An 18628-nucleotide genomic window follows, 5' to 3' on the forward strand; every position below is an offset into this window, starting at 1 on the left:
TACTTCAATCTCTTCACCCCGCATGCTTACGCCTATTTTTCGAATAAGTAGGTTTGCAGGATCGTGTACAACACATGCTGAACACTTGTGCGAACCCCATTTGTGATTCCTGCAGGATCCTTCTTATATGCTTGTTTTAATAATTTCTCGTTTTTACTTGGTGTCATAATATCGAGCATGAGATCATTGCCAGCTACAACCGCATCCGGCGCTTTCATAAATCCAAAGACCGCATCGCTGGAAACAAATCCATCAAAGCCCCATTCCTTACGCAGAACATCATTTAACAAGACGGAATTCGCTCCTGCCCACTTTGTCCCGATGATCGAAAAGCTAGACATTGCGCCTAGAGGGCTGCTTTCTTTAACCGTAATCTCAAACGGCTTCAAGTAGATTTCGCGAATCGCTTGCTCGTTGGCCCAGATCAGATTTCCTGAACGAGCATTGGTTTCTTGATCGTTTAACGCGAAGTGCTTCATAAAGGCAATAATGCCTTGGTCTTCTGCGCCGTTTATCATAGATGCCGCCATTTTTCCTGAAAGCACAGGATCTTCTGAGAAGTATTCAAAGTTACGGCCGCCTTGTGCTGTACGGTGAATATTCATCCCCGGTGCATACCAGCCTTGAATGCCATACGCTCGCGCTTCTTTACCAACCGCTTCTCCCATTTGATAGGCTAGATCATTGTTCCATGTTGCTGCAATGACGATTTCAGACGGATATGACGCGGCTTCGATTGGCTTAAAGAAGTAACTAAATCCAGCCGGTCCGTCCATCAACAACGTTTTAGGAACACCCAAACGCTCTACTGCCATCGTTCTATAGGCGCCGTTTGCTACATAATCAATCATTTCGTCCAATGTAAACTGATCCATGAATTCATTCCATTTCGGATCATCAAAGGCTAAACCTTTCAAATCCTCCAGTACTAAGCCATTATTAGCGCCAACCGTTGGCATTTCCATCGTTGAAGCTTCCGGCTCTTTTGAGAATGCGTCGACCACATTTTGCGGTGCTTTATGACTAATATTTTCATCTGAAGGGTAAGTCTTCTCCCAATCATTCCGGGACAAATACGTAACTTCACCTTTTGCTAATTCAAAGCGATTCTCGTAAGGCGTTCCGGTATCCTTATCTTCTTTGAAAACCTTCTTCTCAGCCAACTGAAGGTCATAGCTTGCCACGATATCATGTACATTGCGAGCCACTTTAATCGTATATGTGCCTGGGTCTAATACATACGCTTCCTCTACGTTCATATCATAAGATGCCATCTCTTCGGTAGCGAACGAAAGGGTAAGCACCTCGGATTGACCTGCTTCCAGCAGAGACGTCTTTGCATAAGTGGCCAGTTCGATGGCCGATTTTTCAATGCCGCCTGCAATATACGGAGCTGAATAATAAACTTGAACAACATCTTTTCCGGCTCTGTCGCCAACATTTTTCACTTCGACTTGTAGTTCAATCTTGTCTTCCGACAATGACTGATTCAAAACCTTCCACTCGAAATCCGTGTAGCTTAATCCATGTCCGTAAGGATATAACACGGTATCTCGATAGCCTGCTTCATCATTTAAAAAGAAGGTTTCATAGAAACGGTAGCCGACATAGATCCCTTCTTGATAATTGAGGAATGAATACTTCAAATTATCGTATTTATAGTCTCCAAAGTTCTCACTTGCTGGAGCCGATGAATTGTCATACACGTACGTATCCGTGATACGGCCTGATGGATTAATATTTCCTGCAAGAATATTTCCTAATGCGTTGGCACCGTAAGGGCCAGGTGTTCCTATCCACAATACAGATTTAATGGATTTAAATTCATTTACGAAACCAAGCTCTAAGGCATTCCCCGCATTTACAACGATTGTGACATTTTCAAAGGACTGTGCAACCTTTTCAATCAAAGCGCGTTTATTTGCTGTCAATTTCAACTGCTCAGCGGTCGCATCACTAGCTTCTGTACTCTCACTAGCAATGACAATAATTGCATTTTCCGAATAGGATTTCGCTTGTGCTATTGCTTCGTCCGATAAATAATCGATTTTAGGTTCATCGCTAGAATTTCCGCCTAACATGCCTTTTACAACTTGAATGACTCCGGTACTCGCCTTGCTGCCCACTCCTGCTTTTGCACCAACCTCTTGATACAAGTCATGAAGCTCGGTATTGTACGAAATACCTGCATTTTCTAGACCTTTAAATAAATTAACCGCACGGGAAGTATCCCCCGCACCCGATCCTCCGCCGCCATAACGTAGCTCTAATGCAGCTAGTCCGAAGACGTTAACCTTTTTATCTTTCAAAGGCAGCTGTTTATCATCATTCTTCAATAGAACAATGCCTTCATTCGCAATTTCTTCAGCTATTTTCCCACCTTGTTCACGTGCTGCAAGCGCCTCAGGGGAATCGGTTACGGCTGTAATGTGTTTTCCTGTCAGCGCATCGATGATGCTAGAAGCGGTTGCACCGAATTGTACGAACAACAATATGACAACAAGCGCTACAATCGACCAGCCGGTGAAACGTCTTGGTCTATTTTTAATTTTCTTGTAGCGTTTCGCTTCTTTTTTCATCGCTCTACGATCTTTGCGACTTAGAGCTTTCAACTCCATTTTTGTTTGTTGCTTTTGCTCTTTTCTTAATTGTTTGTCCTGTTCAATCGCTGCTGTTCGTTCTGCTTCCGGTAGCGCTTTAATTTCTTGCTTTCGCGCTCGCAGCTTAGCTTTATCTTCCTTCACCTTTTGCACGATTTCACTTTTCTTAACACGTTTAGTATTAAAATTGTCCACCACGGCGACCCCCTCCGGTATCGTCTTTCTTTTTCACAATCATAATATAGCGCTTACATTTTAACTATCAGGATCTTGTCGAAAAAAAAGCTAAATATTGCGTTCATTCGATTTATCAAGAAATCGAGTGAGCAATATTTAGCATTAATCGTTGGTTTTTTCTAAGTCGATCATAATAATCCCAAATAGCGGAACTTCGAACTCAAGTGTATGATTTCCCTTTATTTTCAGTTGTTCTACGCTTCTCGAAGGTCGATTAATTGCATTCCAATACGCAATATCTTCGAAAGACAACTTTTTGCATTTCCTTAAATCAGCAAGGTCTAATCGCTGATCTACCTGCTCAGTAGTTAATCGTTGCTTGATCAATCGGTATGTCCCTTCAAGGTTTGTAAGTTCCATCTTTATAAAAACATAGGGACTTTTTGCCTTATGCCAAGCTAATTCTAGTTTTTCCTTATTTTCATTGATAAACAGATGTTGCTCTTCTTCTGGATAAACAGTTAAAATGCGGTAATTATCTTGCTGTTTTGTCACGATACATGAGTTGTTTTTGAACACAATCTCATCAAACAAGCGACTCACAAACTCTGTCGCATACCAATTGTCCTTGTAACGACCATCCGGTGTAAGTAATGAAAGCTTACTTGCCAGCTCATCTGGAAAATACTCAAACAGCTTCGCTGAATCGAGTGATAATGGGGGGAAATAGTGACCTGCAATTTCATTTTGATTCATTAGGTTTATATATTGCCAAATGCTTGCATTTGCTTGCGCTAGATCCGAATAGGCGTGTAGATAATCATCCTGATCGTAAACCAGCATTCGATCCAAAATACGGTTTTGGTCTTGCATGTTTGTGTTCTCACCAATGACCCGAATGTATTCTTCGTCAAATAGATAATTATGTGCAGTTTCAAGTGGAATTTTGCGCATACGGGTCCAGTCATCAATGCAATAAACGGCATTATGGCAAGTCATATCGAGCAACACCGCATCTTCTGGCGGGATGGGAAAATGAATAACCACGTTCTTATAGTTTTTAAAAATTGAAATGGCATTCACTAGCGACAGACGCAATTGCCTGCTATTTTTCATTTCATAGAAGCAGCGGAACTCGTACATCCAATCCTGACTTGTCATATAATTTTGCTGCAGATGGAGATTCAATTCAGTCATTACCGTTTGAAACCATTCATTGTTATGAAATCCCCGCTCCTCCCAATCATCCAAATCTATAGATTGAAATTGAAGGTAGGGAATCATGCCAACAGACACGATCTGCTGCAATATTCGATCCAACTCACTAAATGAACAGACCAGCTTCCCTTCGCTCAACCGTATATCCACTTTTTTAAAAATACGATTGACCGCTACCCACTTCACCCCTAGACGCTGACGCACTTCGAGCAAACGGCTATCCATAAGTTTACCTTTTATTTTAAGAACATGATTCACCTTTGAGTACTGGCCGATCGTTTTATGCAAATCTAATTGGACCTCGATGCGATTGGGGGCAATAGATGGGCCAGCCGGTAATTCACCTAACGGTACATACGGCGATAGTAAGGCTAATACATCTTGGGACAGCTCCGCATCGACACGATTCTGCACCGCTCTTATTTGACGCTGTTCACGAAATTCAGCAGGTGAAAGCTCATACCTTATTTTAAATGCCTCGTTAAATGAGCGTACATTGGGAAAGCCGTTAGCTAAAGCAATCGTGACAATCTTCTCGTTCGTATTTTCCAGCATACGTAAGCTATGAAACAATCGCACTTCTTTGATGTAATTTCCGATTGAAATCCCTAGCTGATTTTTAAAGGAATGTGCCAGGTAGTATTTGCTACTATAAGACTTTTCAGCAATCTCATCCAGGCTGAGTTTGTCCGCATAATTAACATTGATATATGATACAATTTCTTTTACCTTATCCGAAGCAGTATGCACTTGCTTCTTTTCATCTTCTGGCCCAAGATATCGGTACAGCAATCCGATTAAACGTTTCGAATACCCTTCGATGATATAATCAGAACCGGCTCCCGGATATATCCTTTCGACGTACAAGTACGCCATACAATTCTTCACAAGCTCATATCCATCTTTTTTGTACACCATCGACAGTGGAATGTTAAGCTTAAATGCCGGAAACTCCTCTTGATACTCATTGGTTAGAAACTTTACCGAGAGCGTCGCATTCTCTTCACTGCCAATTACACGGACAATATCACCTTTATTAAAAACGAAAATATCGCCTGTCCGAATCAAAATATCCGAACCATTTCGCATAATTTCCAAATAACCAGAAAGAACAAACCATGCCGTTAACTCCGTCATAAGTAGAAAATCCACTTCCTCAATCGTTTCGATTGCGGCTAGTACGATTTGATCTGATCCATTTCTCTTCTTATTCAAAATCAACAATCTCCTCTTCCAACATGAAAAAATATGTTACTGTTACTGAGTACCTGACCATTTGCTCATAATTATTGATTATAAACGATTGCTCTCTGAAATCTAAAAAAATAGGACGGTGCATCATATGGTATTCGCATTTCTGTTTATATTCGCTATGTACGCGGCAAGTAACTATTACATCGCAAGAAAAATTTTCAAATGGTTACAACATGTATTTTCAAATATTAATGGGATTATATACGGAGTCATCTACAGCTTGTGTGCGGTAACAATCATTATTAATTTACTATTGTCCTCTTCAGCTATGACGACCGATTCAAGTATTGTTAATTTTATTGGTCAATTCGGGGACTATTGGATGGGGATCTACTTCTATTTGTTCTTGCTGTTACTCCTTTCCGATGTAATCTTACTTATTAGTAAATGGATCAAAATCATCCCCTCCCCTGCGCCAAAACGTGTTATTTTTCATACAAGGTCAGTAGTATTAATTCTAGTCATAGGGTTGGTGTCCTATGGGATTTATAATGCGAATCAGATAAAAGAAGTTACTTATCCGATCCAAATACATAAAAGCATGTCGTTAGATCATTTAAATATTGTTCTGATCAGCGACTTACATTTAGGCTACGTAAATGATGTAAAGTTTATTGAAGACGTTGTTGATCGTATTAATAACATGCAGCCGGATATTGTGTTGATGTCAGGAGATATATTTAATGGTAACTACTATGCGCTCTCTAATCCTTCCCAAGGAATAGAGTTATTAAATACTATTCAGTCCACCTATGGGGTTTATGCTTGTTTAGGTAACCATGATGCAGGACGATCATACGATGAGATTGTGAACTTTATAGATAAGAGTAATATTAAACTTCTAAATGATGAGCATGTCGTTATTGATAATCAATTCGTTGTAGTTGGCAGGAGAGATTCATCACCGATTGGTGATCAAGGACATGCTAGAGCAGTTACTTCTGAAGTGATGGGTAACATTGATACAACTATGCCCGTTATCGTAATGGATCATCAACCCACAAATATGATTCAGTACGGAGATGATGTCGATTTAATACTTAGCGGACATACGCATCAAGGACAAGTATTTCCTGCAAATCTAATCACCAACGCTATGTTTACAGTAGATTACGGGCACTATCAGAAGAATTTAGACAGTCCTCAAGTTATTGTTACATCAGGTGTGGGTACCTGGGGACCGCCATTACGCATTGGTACGAACAGTGAGATAGCACAAATTAAAGTTGATTTTAAATAGAATGATTTATAAAAAAAAGCGGACAGCCTTTGGACGAGAATTACCGCCCTAGACTGCCGCTTTTTATAGTTTTACCTAAGGTTGGTGCGGAGAATATCCGTTATCTTGAAATTTGTCTCTCTACATCATACAACGGTTTTATCCTCCTGTAGCAAAGTCTAGCGATTATAAATACCTTCTTTTATACATCAAGGTAATTTGGCCTGCTATGTATTCCGCACTATATTGGCTGCCATCCTTAATCCACCACATAATAATCCCTAATAGTGATGCTGCAATAATATCAAGGGAGACAACCTCCTTAGTGGAATCTATGTTTCTCACGTTTCTTCGCTTTTCGATCGTATTTTTTAATAGGTTGGTTAATTGGTTTTTGAAGCCTTTGTGCTCTACCAATACAGCAAAGATTTGCCGGTATTCATAAAAATAACTTAAAAATGTGACCAACTGCTCCTGCTCGATACTGCTCTTCACTTGTAATAACGGTTCAACCTTCATGGACAGGTCATCAAAGATTTCATGTACGATCTGGCGCAATAAATCGTTAATATCCTCATAATGCAAATAAAACGTTGCACGATTCAGCTCAGCACGGTTGGCGATTTTTTGGACAGTCAGTTGAGAAATCTCCACATTCTCGGCCAATAATGAAAAAACAGCATTTTTCAGCATCTTTTTTGAGCGAATGGCTCGTGGATCAACTCTTTTATGTTCGGACATTTCATCCCTCTATTATCGTTTATATAGTATTTCATCAACTAATTTACCCATTCTGTCGATTAGTCGACATTTTCAATAAAATTGCAAATAGGAATACCGTTTACATGCTGATATGATTTATTTTATCGACACTATGTCGAAAAAGCAATGAAGAGAGGCCTGCACCATGCAAGAAGATATTAAGAAAATAAATAAAGGAATCCTACTAACCATTCTAATTTTTGGTTGTTTCTTATCTACACTCAATCAGACGCTTTTAAATGTCGCCTTAAGTAGTCTGATGGATGTATTTGATGTCACGGCAACAACTGTACAATGGATTTCAACAGGTTTTATGCTGGTCAACGGGATATTGATTCCGATTACAGCCTATTTAATGAAACGTTTTACAACACGTCAATTATTTCTAAGTGCCATGTCATTTTTATTAATTGGCTCAATCATTTGTGCAGCAGCGCCGAGCTTTAGTCTACTCTTAGTCGGACGGATGATCCAAGCTGCAGGTGCCGGTATTATAATGCCGCTCATGATGAGCGTTGTGCTCGCTATTTTCCCTGTTGAAAAACGCGGCAGTGCTATGGGACTGCTTGGACTGGCGATGATATTTGCTCCTGCTATTGGGCCAACGCTCGCAGGATTTATTGTTGAATATCACTCTTGGCGCTGGTTATTTATCGGCCTCATTCCACTCGTCATCATTGTTATAGCGTTGGCATTCAAGTATTTAGTGAATGTATCCGAGACGTCTAAGTCTAAGCTTGATGTAGTAAGTGTTCTTTTATCAACCGTTGGATTTGGCTTAATTTTATACGGCTTCAGTAGTGCAGGCAGTAAAGGCTGGGACGATGTAATAGTAATTCTGACCTTAGGGATCGGGATCGCTGTTACGGCCGTATTCTGTCTTCGACAAATCAAGTCTGATGATCCACTGCTGAACCTGTCTGTCTTCAAAAATAAAGTTTTTACGATGACTTCTCTTATTAACGTATTAATTACGATGATGATGTACGCAGATATGATTTTATTGCCTATTTATCTGCAGAATGGCCGTGGTTTTACAGCATTTGATGCAGGACTGCTATTGCTGCCAGGGGCGCTCGTAAATGCGTTCATGTCACCCGTCACCGGTAAATTATACGACCGTTTTGGTGCTAAACCACTGTTCATTATTGGTTTACTATTTATTATTCCATCCATGTGGGCGGTAACTGATCTATCTGAATCTACAACGTATACGTATCTAATGATTCGTACCATTGGCCTGCGAATTGGATTAAGCTTCATCACTATGCCACTCAATACGGCTGGACTAAATGCACTGCCCAAACAACTCGGCACCCATGGTACAGCAGTGAACAATACCGTTCGCCAAATTGCCGGAGCCATCGGAACTGCTGTCGTAATTACGATTTATACTGTGCAGGCAACAAGTCATGCGGCCACAGTGATGCAGAGCAATCCCTCTACTACTCCTGAGATCCTTAAATCCCTTGCATCCATTCTTGGGGCAAGTGACGCCTATTACTTTATGATGATTTTATCCGTGGCCGCGTTTGTTATAACATTATTTATGCCGATGAAGAGCAAGATCATGGTTGAAAAGAAAGCAAACCTAGTTAACAAGGAATAACCTTATAACGTGGAATGTAAAAAGGACAGCGATCAGCTGTCCTTTTACATTATTAATAGCTATTCCCGGCTCACCGGCTTACTCTTGTTTATATTTTTCTTTCAGAATGCTGGAGCCGATTCCCCCGACAACCATTAAAATCAAAGAACCGAAGTTCCAAAAAAATGACCCGCCATTCAAGGTAATCCCTAGCGCCGTTACTTTGTTCAGAAAGAGAACACAGAGTTTAATCACTAACAGCACAATGCCTGCTATTACGAAGACATCAAATACAAACTTTAATTTCGGGTGAGCTAATTTCTTCCCTTCTTCTATCACCTTTTTGGTCAACTCCTCGTCACTTCTTAGTAACTCATCGATAGTTACCCCAAAAAGATCGCTTATTTTAATAATGATTTCAATGCTTGGGTAGTTTTGACCATTCTCCCATTTCGAAACCGACTGTCGGCTTACAAACAGCTTCTCGGCCAGTTCTTCTTGTGACCAACTTTTTTTATTTCTTTCCGCTTTTAACTTCTCCCCAAAGATCATAGCAGCAACTACCTTTCTGCAATTCTTAAGCCTATATTGGATTAATCGTATGCAGAAGTAAAGAACGCTTTAGTTGCAGCCCCGCAACCCCAAGTTGCAGTTAACACTAGGCATACCGCTAGTTGATGTTGACCTCACTCAAACTTGATTACTTTTCCCCTTTTTGCTTCTAATCGAATACAAGATGAATAATAAAATAAACCATAATGGAGTACATAATAGAGCCGGGCGTGTCTCTCCAGCGAATAGCATGATGATCAGTATTCCAGCGAACAAGGTTAAGACAATATAATTAATAGCCGGTGTGAACGGTGCTTTAAATTTGGATTTCGCCTGTAAGTCTGGCCGGGTTTTCTTATACTTAATATGGCAGATAAGAACAATGCCCCACACCCATATAAAACAAATGGCGCTAATCGTTGTCACGATTCCAAAAGCCTGCTCCGGAATAAGTTTACTCAAAAGTGCACCCACAGATATAACAATTGTAGAAATGAATAACGAGTTACCTGGTACATGGTTTTTATTCAGTTTGCCCAAATGAGGTGCCGCTTGGTTATTTCTACTCAAATTATAGAGAATTCGGCTGGTCGAGAACATCCCACTATTACAAGCGGAAGCCGCTGAAGTTAGTACAACAAAATTAATAATCCCTGCGGCAATTGGAATCCCTACTAAAGTAAAGGTTTTTACAAAAGGACTCTCTGCCGGGCTGAGCTCCGTCCAAGGGTTAATGCATAGCAGGACGAAAAGCGCACCGACATAGAAAAATAGAATCCGTAAAGGAATTTTATTAATTGCAGACGGAATATTTTTCTCCGGATCCGCTGTTTCCGCTGCCGATACCCCCACCAACTCCACGCCGACATAAGCAAATACAACCATTTGAAAAGAAAATAAGAAGCCTGATATACCGTTCGGAAAAAAGCCCCCATGCTCCCATAGGTTTCGTATCGTCACCGATCCTGCATCCGTCTTAAACCCAATGATCAGTAAAATGACCCCAAGACCAATCAAGGCGAGAATCGTAATTACCTTAATTAAAGCGAACCAAAATTCGAGTTCCCCAAAGCTCTTTACAGTTAATAGATTAAGTCCTAATAACACGACTAGACAGGCGATGGCAGGAACCCACTGCGGGATATCAAACCAGTACTGTACATATACGCCAACAGCAATGACATCAGCCATAGCCGTCATGATCCAGCAAAACCAATAGGTCCAACCAGTAATGAATGCGACCCGTGATCCAAGGTAGTCTTCAGCAATATCCGTAAACGATTGATAGCCCGCTTTAGATAATAGGAGTTCTCCCAGTGCTCTCATCACAAAAAACACAGCAATACCCACGATTAAATACGTGATCATAATGGATGGGCCTGCCTTCTCTATCGCCTTGCCTGATCCCAAGAATAATCCTGTACCAATGGTGCCGCCAATTGCAATAAGTTGAACATGCCGATTAGCCAGCTCTCTCTTTAATTCTGGTTGTGCCATACCTAGTTCCCCCTTGTGAGTACAATAAATTGGAATAAAAAAAAGAGAGATTGGATGTCATCCAATCTCCCAGATCGTAAGAATATCAAATAATATTCGCCCTGCTGATAGCGATCAGCATGACAAATATATATTCAGTACTCTTCTGTCCTTTTGCCTGAGATTGTGAACCCTTCGGCGCCGCGGAATTTCCGCAGTCTCTCCAGAAGCTGCTCCAGCTAAAGTGTAATCCTTAGCCATCATAGCTCGTGAATTATGAAGTTGATAAAGCGGTAACGCAGTAAAGCTGTTCTGATATTCTAACATATTACTTGTGATGTGAGTGTTAATCAGTGATAAAAGTCTCAAGAATTTAAAGTTAGCCTCATGAACATACTACTTTTTGAAAAGCAAAAAACTAAAGGAGTATGCTGATGAAAGCCGCTGTAGTTAAGAAATTCAAAGAAAAGTTAGAGCTACAAGACGTACCTAAACCAAAACCCGGACACAAAGAAATCCTTGTCCATATTCAGGCGTGCGGAGTGTGTCATACAGATTTGCATGCTGCTCATGGCGATTGGCCTGTCAAACCGAAACTCCCTCTTATTCCCGGACATGAAGGTGTTGGGATTATTGAAGAAATAGGTGAAGGAGTTACACACTTAAAGGTAGGAGATCGAGTAGGAATTCCATGGCTGTACTCAGCCTGCGGTCATTGTGAGTATTGTCTTACAGGAAGAGAGACTCTTTGTCTCGATCAGCAAAATTCCGGATATTCCGTAGATGGCGGATATGCAGAATATTGTGTGGCAGCTGCCGATTATGTAGTGAAGGTTCCTGATAATCTAAGCTTCATCGAAGCGGCACCTTTATTTTGCGCTGGCGTTACGACCTATAAAGCTTTGAAAGTATCAGGTGTAAAGCCAGGTGAATGGGTAGCCATTTTCGGCGTCGGAGGATTGGGTCATCTTGGTGTACAATATGCAAAGGTGATGGGAATGAACGTAGTGGCCATCGACACGTCGGATGAAAAGATGGAGCTTGCCAAACAGCTTGGCGCAGACAAAACCGTAAACGCATTAAAAGAAGATGCCGCAGACTGGATTCAAAAAGAAATCGGCGGAGTACATGGTGTCGTTTGTACAGCAGTTGCGAAAAAAGCATTCGACCAAGCATACCGGGCCATTCGTCGCGGCGGCACCTGCGTCATGGTTGGGCTGCCCCCTGAATCCATGGATGTTCCGATCTTTGATACGGTATTAAACGGTACAAAGGTAGTCGGTTCGATTGTCGGCACTCGCAAAGATTTGCAAGAAACATTGCAATTCGCTGCAGAAGGAAAAATCAAAACCATTATTGAGACACGTAAACTAGAAGAGATTAATGAGATCTACGATCTGATGTTAGAAGGCAAAATCAATGGTCGAATCGTCCTTGATATGACGAAATAATCCGAAAGAAAACATGCTCGAAAAGTACTGCTTTTCGGGTTTTTTTATGCCTAAAATTTGTCCCACTTATGATAAGGTTCAGCGTAACATCTATAGAACGCAGACACCTACACAAACACCTGCACCAATGTCTCCACAAGCCGCGTTGGATACAATTAATGCTTACTACGTTCAGCAAGCTTGCGATGCGCCTGACCACTCAATATTTGACACTACTGGAGTAACAGGTGTTACTCCGTTGAACTTAACCTATGTTGATTATGCATTGAGCGTGGACGAGACATCTCCATAGACAGTACTTGAAATTCAAGAGATTGTTAATGAAGTTCATTCAGGACTCGTATTGACAGCGATCGGCACGGGGCTTTCCCATGCCGTTTTGAATTCCATTTTTATTCCCGTTCTTACCTTTGAGCTTAACTTAATGACATTGCCTGTTTGGGTGTCCTTATTGTTTTTCTAAGTTTTGCTTGCTAAGCGACTCTATTCAGCATCATTCTGCTCTTCAAGCCATCTCAAAATCGCTTGGTTTGTTTCTTCCGGCTTTTCTTGCTGGATCCAATGACCGCAATCCAGATTGACCACTTCCGCATTAGGCACGAACTTTGTCAGGTTTTCAGACCTCTGAATCGTATCCCGATCACCATAGATCATGAGGGTCGGCTGTACCATAAAAATGAAGGGGGTTGCGATTTTGGATGAGCTGTTTCATCCCTTCTTCATTTAGCGATTTGATTTATGCCTCGCATTTAAAACGTTCTGACTTTTGATGAGAATTAAACCCTAATTGATTGAGAAATACAGTAGCTCCTCTCTCCTAAAGATCAGGGAAACAATAGACCCAGATTTATGCAGTACCAAAAATCCTTTTAACAATTCTTTTGTTATTTATATTTCCTTATTCTGTAATATATTTTTTGCAATGTTGAAATTTTAGCCCTTCTTCAGATGAAGCGATCAATATTCCAAGCCTTCTTAATCGTGTTTCTTCTTTCTTGGCGCTCATTACCCACCAGATAGAATCTCTTTTATAGGATGGTGATAAATTAGTGAAGAATAGCCAGGCTGTTTGATTTGCCTTGATTTGTTCTTCATATTCTTTGGCAAGTTCCACGTTTCTTTGTTCAGAGGAATAGCCTTGTGCATCGGTTCTGTTGTTAAAGACGTGCATTCCTTCTGGTCTCATCTTTCCAAACTGTATTAGTGCTTTTACCTTCTTTACGTTCACAGCACTCCATACACTATTTACTTTGCGCGGAGTAAAGCGAATCTTATAGCTTTGTTTATCAATGGTTTTTCGTATACCGTCAATCCACCCAAAACAAAGAGCGGCATCTACTGATGCAGACCAAGTAAGGCTTGCACGACCTGTACTTATCCCAAAATAGCCCACCCAAATTTCACTAGCTTCAGCATGATGTTCTTCTAACCAATCGTTAAACTCTTCTTGGTTGTTGAAAAAAACTACATCTCCCATTGTTCCAGCCATTTTAAAATCGCTTGGTTTGTTTCTTCCGGCTTTTCTTCCTGGATCCAATGACCGCAATCCAGATTGACCACTTCCACATTGGGCACGAACTTTGTCAGGTTTTCAGACTTCGCAACCACATCCCGGTCGCCGTAGATCATGAGGGTCGGCTGCTGGATGATTGGGTTCACTTTCGCCAATAATCGCCAGTTGCGGTCAAGGTTCCTGTACCAATTTATGCTGCCCGTGAATCCTGATGTTTCAAAAGCGGAGACGTAAACGGCCAGCTCGCTTTCGCTCATTACGGGCTCACCGAGCGGTGTTTCTGCTCTGGCGAGATTGATCAACGCCATACCTGGCTCAGGTGCTCTGAGAGGCTCGTTCTTCCGGTACAGGTTGCGAAGGAACCTGTATGTATTGTCTTCGAATACGGCGTCCGCGACGCCTGGCTGTCGATTGAAGTGGACGAAATAGAAATCGCCGCCAAGTATTTCTTCCATGAACTCGATCCAGGGTTTTTCTCCGCGCTCTTGGTAAGGCAAGCTCAGATTTATCACTTTATTGACGCGGTTTGGATGCAACAAGGTCAGTCCCCAAACGACGAATGCACCCCAGTCATGACCGACAAAGGTAGCGTCCTCGTATCCATAGTGATCGAGAAGCGCGATGAGATCACCCGACAAGTGTTCAATGTCATAGTCTGTTACTTCGGTCGGACGGGATGAGTTGCCGTAACCCCGCTGGTTGGGGACGATGACATGGTAGCCCGCTGCGGCAAGTGCGTCCATCTGATGGCGCCAAGAAAAGGCATGCTCTGGCCAGCCGTGGCAGAGTACAATAGGTTTTCCTGCGTTTTCTCGGCCTGCTTCAAACACTTCGAGTTCCACACCATTGACTGAAATAAGGGTTGGCTTGGGAAAATCGGTTGGATTAAACATTAAATCAAAACCTCCTTCTTGTGATACATGTAGTATAATGGATAAATAGTGACATCTTATTGTCACCGTTCTGAATTCATGTAGAAAAAAGAGGGCAATTATGAACAAAGTGGAGAGACTCATTTCGATTATCATGATATTGCTGAGGAAAGAGATTGTTTCTACAACGGAATTCTCACAACTATTCCATGTTTCCAAAAGAACGATCCTTCGCGATATGGAAACATTGAGCTTATGTAACATCCCGATCTACTCTGTCAATGGCGTCAAAGGCGGCTACGGCATAATGGACGAATACAAGGTCGATAAACGCCTTCTAAGCAGCTCCGATTTACAGAATATATTGGCTGCGCTCGGCGGATTGGAACAACTCCTCCTTACTGAAGAAGTGGAAACAACGATAAAAAAAATAGAGGCAATGGTTAGTCCATTGTCTCTGAATCGTTCCATTCAACTGTCGTTTTATGATTGGGAAGGTCGGTCCGAGATTCTTGAAACCTTAAAGACATGTCAAGAATCCATATCAAAGAAAAGGCTGGTTTCGTTTGATTATACAGATAAAGACGGGGCTGTAACGGATAGAATGGTTGAGCCCTATGAGCTGCATTTTAGCGAATCGAGTTGGTACTTGAAAGGATTCTGTTTACATCGACAGGGATCTCGAACATTCAAGTTATCCCGGATCGATCATATTACTATGGATGAACGCGCGTTTCATCCTAGAGACGATTGGTCTGAGCAAGGACACGAAGCAAGTTATCTACCGCAATTCGTCACGATTAAGGCATGGATATCGCCTAGCATAAAAGATCAAATCATCGAAAGGTATGGTCGACGAAGTATTGAAGACCATGGTTCTGGACTTTTATTAGCAACCATATATGTCCCTCAAAATTATATGGGATTTCAACTTTTAGCAAGCTTTGGCACTCATCTAAAAGTTGTAGAGCCCAAAACCTATGTTGAAGACTTTCGAAATTATTTATATCAAATGATGGAGAACTATTCCTGATATATTTAGCATTAAAGCTTCAACCTTCAACTCAACTTTTCGCCCTATTTATGGTACGGTTCCCCCCGATTGATCTTCACCGCGCGATAAATCTGCTCCACCAGCACCAGGCGCATGAGCTGATGGGGCAGCGTCATGCGCCCGAAGCTCATGCGCTGCTGCGCGCGGCGCATGACCTCGTCGGAGAGCCCATGGCTCCCTCCGATGACGAACACGACATGGCTCGTCCCGTAGGTGCCGAGCCGGTCAATTTCTGCGGCAAGCTCTTCCGAGCTCCACAGCTTGCCGTCAATCGCGAGCGCAATGACATGCGCCTCGCTCTTTATGTGCGCGAGGATGCGTTCCCCCTCGCGTGCCTTAACAATACCGACCTCTGCTTCGCTTAGAGAGTCGGGTGCTTTTTCATCTGCCACCTCAATCACCTGAAATTTGAGGTACGGTGTCAGCCGTTTAGCATACTCCGCGATGCCATTAATCAAGTACTTTTCCTTCAATTTTCCTACGCCAATAATTTGAATAAGCATAAGTGCCTCCTGTTATAGTCCTCTATTGAAATAGCAAAAGGACGCGCACTGGGCGTCCCTTGTAGTTTTAGTAAGTACCTTTTCGCATTCCTTAAATGTCCTATTTTTCAGACAATCCATCCCCTACTTACTCTCCTCCCGCTCCTCCATTACAAAATCCGGCTTTTCCCCAGCTTCATAAGCACTCAATATAGAATCCAGCAATCCTGGGAAACGTGCGCTCAGATCCTCTGTCCGTAGCGACAGTATACGCTGGGTTCCTTGCACCCGCGTAAACACAACCCCTGACTCGCGCAGCGTACGGGCATGGTGAGACATGGTGGATTTGGCAATCGGAACGTTGAAGCCGTTGCAAGCCTGTTCTCCATTTCTATGAATATCCGATACGATATGGAGGCGAATCGGATCGCTGAGCGCATACAATACGGAAGCAAGCTGAATGTCCTTGCGGTCCGGATGAAATAGTATTTTCATGGATGATTATCCCCTTTGTCCTACTTTTAATGCGAAAAAAATATTGGTGATCCTAATTGCATTTTATATCAACGCATGCTATATTTCAATTGTTCGTAAGTAATCGAACTATTAAACAATAAAAAAGGAGTGCTTCGCACATGACTTCTGTAAATAACCTATCCGTGAATGCGGATCATGAAGCCTCCGCTCCGGAAGCGACTCTTCCACGGGAAGGCCTGCTGACTCTGCTGTTCAGCATCGCTGTGGTTCTCGTCATCATGAATACAGCCATGTTCAATCTGGCACTGCCTGATGTAACCGAAGCCTTCGGCATTACAGCTGCATCCGCTTCTTGGATTGTTACCGGGTATTCCATTATGTTTTCGATCGCCTCAATCACGTACAGCCGGCTCTCTGATTTTCTGCCGATCCGCCGCCTGCTGGTGATAGGCTTGTTGACGCTAGGCTTTGCGGCTGTGGCCGGCTTCTTCAGCACCAACTTTATCTTTCTGCTTATCGTGCGTATTCTACAGGCGTCGGGCGCGGGCGCAGTAATGTCCTTATCTCTTGTGCTGTTTACCCGCTATGTCCCGCAAGCCCGTCGCGGCAAAGCGATGGCGACGATTATGTCAGCCGTTTCACTCGGCCTAGGCCTTGGTCCGGTCGCGGGCGGAGCCATCGTCGAATATCTCGGCTGGATCTGGTTGTTCGCTGTAACGGCAGCTATTTTGCTTCTCGTGCCGTTGTTCCTTATCCTGTTGCCTAAAGAGGTGCCCACCCGAGGCTCCTTTGATGTGCTTGGTGGGCTGCTCTTGGGCGTCGGCACCACCGGTCTGCTGCTGTTCCTGACTAGTGGGCTGTGGGTGGCCTTGGTCGCCGGACTTGTCGCCATCGCTTTATTTGTTGGCCGCATCCGCAGCACGCCCGACCCATTTGTAATGCCCGCGCTTTTCCGTAACCGCTCATATCTCGTACTGGCGGTGGTCGGTATCGCCTCCTATCTATGTAGCTTCGCCACCTTGTTCCTGCTGCCACAGATTTTGACTCATCGTTTTGGCTTCAGTGCAAGTCATGCCGGGCTTGTGATCTTTCCGGGCTCGTTGCTCGCAATCTTCGTTTCCCGTTCCGTCGGACGAATCATCGACCGTTATGGCAATGCGGGGATATTACGCTTCGCTCCACTGCTTGTGTTGACTGCTACCGTCCTGTTCGCATTCTTCGCTGGGCGGTCCTGGATTGCCGTTATGCTGATCTATATGATTATGAGTCTTGCCTTCACGACGTTGTCCAGTAGTGTATCCAATGAAATTTCACGGATTCTGCCTTCCTCACAAATCGGCTCGGGGATGGGACTGTTCCAGCTACTGCAATTCTTTAGCGGCGCCTTCAGCGTAGCTATGGCCGCAAGTGCATTGGAATGGCAGCGTGGACTGCCGCTCCGGGCCGCTTACTCAAACATCTACTGGGGACTCTCTATTGCAGCAATGCTTGCCATCATCTCAGCCATTGTCTACCGCAAGAACAACCGAGGTAGCTCCCTGACCAATATGGCAGATGCAGCAGATGCATAAAATTAATCCTCCAATGCACCTATAATTATTCCACGCAAAAACACCTTGCGGCCCATTTCCGGGACTGCAAGGTGTTTTTTTATAAGTCTTAAAGGTCCTTTAGACCACCAAATATTCAGCGTTCTTCTCACATTGGGTGCACTTTGCCGGCGGGTCCCAGTCAGAGAATTCCGTTTCCTTCAAATCCACTACATCTGGTGCATCTTCATACTCGTCCACAAACAAATCAATAGCTAATTCTACATGTTCTTTACATACTACATACATTCAACCAAGCATCCCTTTCTGTGCCGCTACGGCCTAATACTCCTTCTATTGTTCTACCATACTTCCCACGAAAATGGAACTCCTATCTATCCATT

The 18628-nt window shown here is 42.8% G+C and carries 17 protein-coding genes and 1 riboswitch; of the genes, 6 read left to right on the forward strand and 11 right to left on the reverse strand.

Going from position 1 to position 18628, the window contains the following annotated elements:
• Positions 1 to 32: 32 nt before the first annotated feature.
• Together MKY19_RS29990 and MKY19_RS29995 are read right to left on the reverse strand one after the other, a co-directional pair.
• Entirely contained in the window at positions 33 to 2795 is a 2763-nt protein-coding gene (locus MKY19_RS29990) for a glycoside hydrolase family 3 N-terminal domain-containing protein (protein ID WP_339799537.1), read from the reverse strand.
• Between the two features lie 144 nt (positions 2796 to 2939).
• Positions 2940 to 5210, reverse strand: a complete 2271-nt coding sequence (locus MKY19_RS29995; protein ID WP_339799539.1) for an AraC family transcriptional regulator — start codon at positions 5208 to 5210, stop codon at positions 2940 to 2942.
• A 127-nt stretch (positions 5211 to 5337) separates the two neighbouring features.
• Here MKY19_RS29995 and MKY19_RS30000 point away from each other — a divergent pair, with 127 nt between their 5' ends.
• Entirely contained in the window at positions 5338 to 6489 is a 1152-nt protein-coding gene (locus MKY19_RS30000; RefSeq protein WP_339804581.1) for a metallophosphoesterase, read from the forward strand.
• A gap of 165 nt (positions 6490 to 6654) precedes the next feature.
• Here MKY19_RS30000 and MKY19_RS30005 read toward each other — a convergent pair whose 3' ends face one another.
• Positions 6655 to 7209 (reverse strand): TetR-like C-terminal domain-containing protein, encoded by a 555-nt coding sequence (locus tag MKY19_RS30005; RefSeq protein ID WP_339267989.1) that lies wholly within the window; start codon positions 7207 to 7209, stop codon positions 6655 to 6657.
• 166 nt (positions 7210 to 7375) lie between these two features.
• Here MKY19_RS30005 and MKY19_RS30010 point away from each other — a divergent pair, with 166 nt between their 5' ends.
• Complete coding sequence (locus MKY19_RS30010) at positions 7376 to 8839, forward strand: DHA2 family efflux MFS transporter permease subunit (protein WP_339799542.1); 1464 nt, start codon at positions 7376 to 7378, stop codon at positions 8837 to 8839.
• Between the two features lie 78 nt (positions 8840 to 8917).
• Here the strand turns inward: MKY19_RS30010 and MKY19_RS30015 are convergent, their stop codons facing one another.
• Both MKY19_RS30015 and MKY19_RS30020 read right to left on the reverse strand, forming a co-directional pair.
• A complete protein-coding gene (locus tag MKY19_RS30015) occupies positions 8918 to 9370 on the reverse strand; it encodes a helix-turn-helix transcriptional regulator (RefSeq protein WP_076298088.1) in 453 nt (150 codons plus the stop codon).
• 138 nt (positions 9371 to 9508) lie between these two features.
• Positions 9509 to 10867 (reverse strand): amino acid permease, encoded by a 1359-nt coding sequence (locus tag MKY19_RS30020; RefSeq protein ID WP_339799545.1) that lies wholly within the window; start codon positions 10865 to 10867, stop codon positions 9509 to 9511.
• Positions 10868 to 11002: 135 nt separating this feature from the next.
• Positions 11003 to 11083: riboswitch (glycine riboswitch) on the reverse strand.
• Between the two features lie 197 nt (positions 11084 to 11280).
• Here MKY19_RS30020 and adhP point away from each other — a divergent pair.
• Together adhP and MKY19_RS30030 are read left to right on the forward strand one after the other, a co-directional pair.
• Positions 11281 to 12297, forward strand: coding sequence for an alcohol dehydrogenase AdhP (adhP, locus tag MKY19_RS30025; RefSeq protein ID WP_339799547.1), 1017 nt, complete (start codon positions 11281 to 11283; stop codon positions 12295 to 12297).
• 46 nt (positions 12298 to 12343) lie between these two features.
• Positions 12344 to 12589 (forward strand): hypothetical protein, encoded by a 246-nt coding sequence (locus MKY19_RS30030; RefSeq protein ID WP_339799549.1) that lies wholly within the window; start codon positions 12344 to 12346, stop codon positions 12587 to 12589.
• A gap of 191 nt (positions 12590 to 12780) precedes the next feature.
• Here the strand turns inward: MKY19_RS30030 and MKY19_RS30035 are convergent, their stop codons facing one another.
• The 3 genes from MKY19_RS30035 to MKY19_RS30045 all read right to left on the reverse strand — a co-directional run bounded on the left by MKY19_RS30035 (position 12781) and on the right by MKY19_RS30045 (position 14703).
• A complete protein-coding gene (locus MKY19_RS30035) occupies positions 12781 to 12969 on the reverse strand; it encodes an alpha/beta hydrolase (RefSeq protein ID WP_339799551.1) in 189 nt (62 codons plus the stop codon).
• Positions 12970 to 13195: 226 nt separating this feature from the next.
• Positions 13196 to 13786, reverse strand: a complete 591-nt coding sequence (locus MKY19_RS30040; RefSeq protein ID WP_232061375.1) for a YdeI/OmpD-associated family protein — start codon at positions 13784 to 13786, stop codon at positions 13196 to 13198.
• Complete coding sequence (locus MKY19_RS30045) at positions 13762 to 14703, reverse strand: alpha/beta hydrolase (RefSeq protein ID WP_339799554.1); 942 nt, start codon at positions 14701 to 14703, stop codon at positions 13762 to 13764. Before MKY19_RS30045 ends, MKY19_RS30040 begins: the two co-directional genes overlap by 25 nt.
• A gap of 100 nt (positions 14704 to 14803) precedes the next feature.
• Between MKY19_RS30045 and MKY19_RS30050 the strand changes: the two genes are divergently transcribed.
• Positions 14804 to 15715 carry a YafY family protein gene (locus tag MKY19_RS30050; RefSeq protein WP_339799556.1) on the forward strand — a complete coding sequence of 304 codons (912 nt, stop codon included), beginning with the start codon at positions 14804 to 14806 and terminating at the stop codon, positions 15713 to 15715.
• Between the two features lie 44 nt (positions 15716 to 15759).
• Here MKY19_RS30050 and rlmH read toward each other — a convergent pair whose 3' ends face one another.
• On the reverse strand, positions 15760 to 16239 hold the full coding sequence (gene rlmH / locus MKY19_RS30055) for a 23S rRNA (pseudouridine(1915)-N(3))-methyltransferase RlmH (protein WP_042131690.1): 480 nt from the start codon (positions 16237 to 16239) through the stop codon (positions 15760 to 15762).
• Positions 16240 to 16362: 123 nt separating this feature from the next.
• A complete protein-coding gene (locus tag MKY19_RS30060; RefSeq protein ID WP_042193020.1) occupies positions 16363 to 16713 on the reverse strand; it encodes a helix-turn-helix transcriptional regulator in 351 nt (116 codons plus the stop codon).
• Positions 16714 to 16853: 140 nt separating this feature from the next.
• Between MKY19_RS30060 and MKY19_RS30065 the strand changes: the two genes are divergently transcribed.
• On the forward strand, positions 16854 to 18266 hold the full coding sequence (locus tag MKY19_RS30065) for an MFS transporter (RefSeq protein ID WP_339799558.1): 1413 nt from the start codon (positions 16854 to 16856) through the stop codon (positions 18264 to 18266).
• A gap of 99 nt (positions 18267 to 18365) precedes the next feature.
• On the opposite strand, the gene MKY19_RS30070 is transcribed toward MKY19_RS30065, so the two are convergent.
• Positions 18366 to 18533 carry a CxxH/CxxC protein gene (locus tag MKY19_RS30070; protein ID WP_076120603.1) on the reverse strand — a complete coding sequence of 56 codons (168 nt, stop codon included), beginning with the start codon at positions 18531 to 18533 and terminating at the stop codon, positions 18366 to 18368.
• Positions 18534 to 18628 lie beyond the last annotated feature (95 nt).

Source organism: Paenibacillus sp. FSL R5-0744 (assembly GCF_037972555.1).
Lineage (GTDB): Bacteria > Bacillota > Bacilli > Paenibacillales > Paenibacillaceae > Paenibacillus_AQ.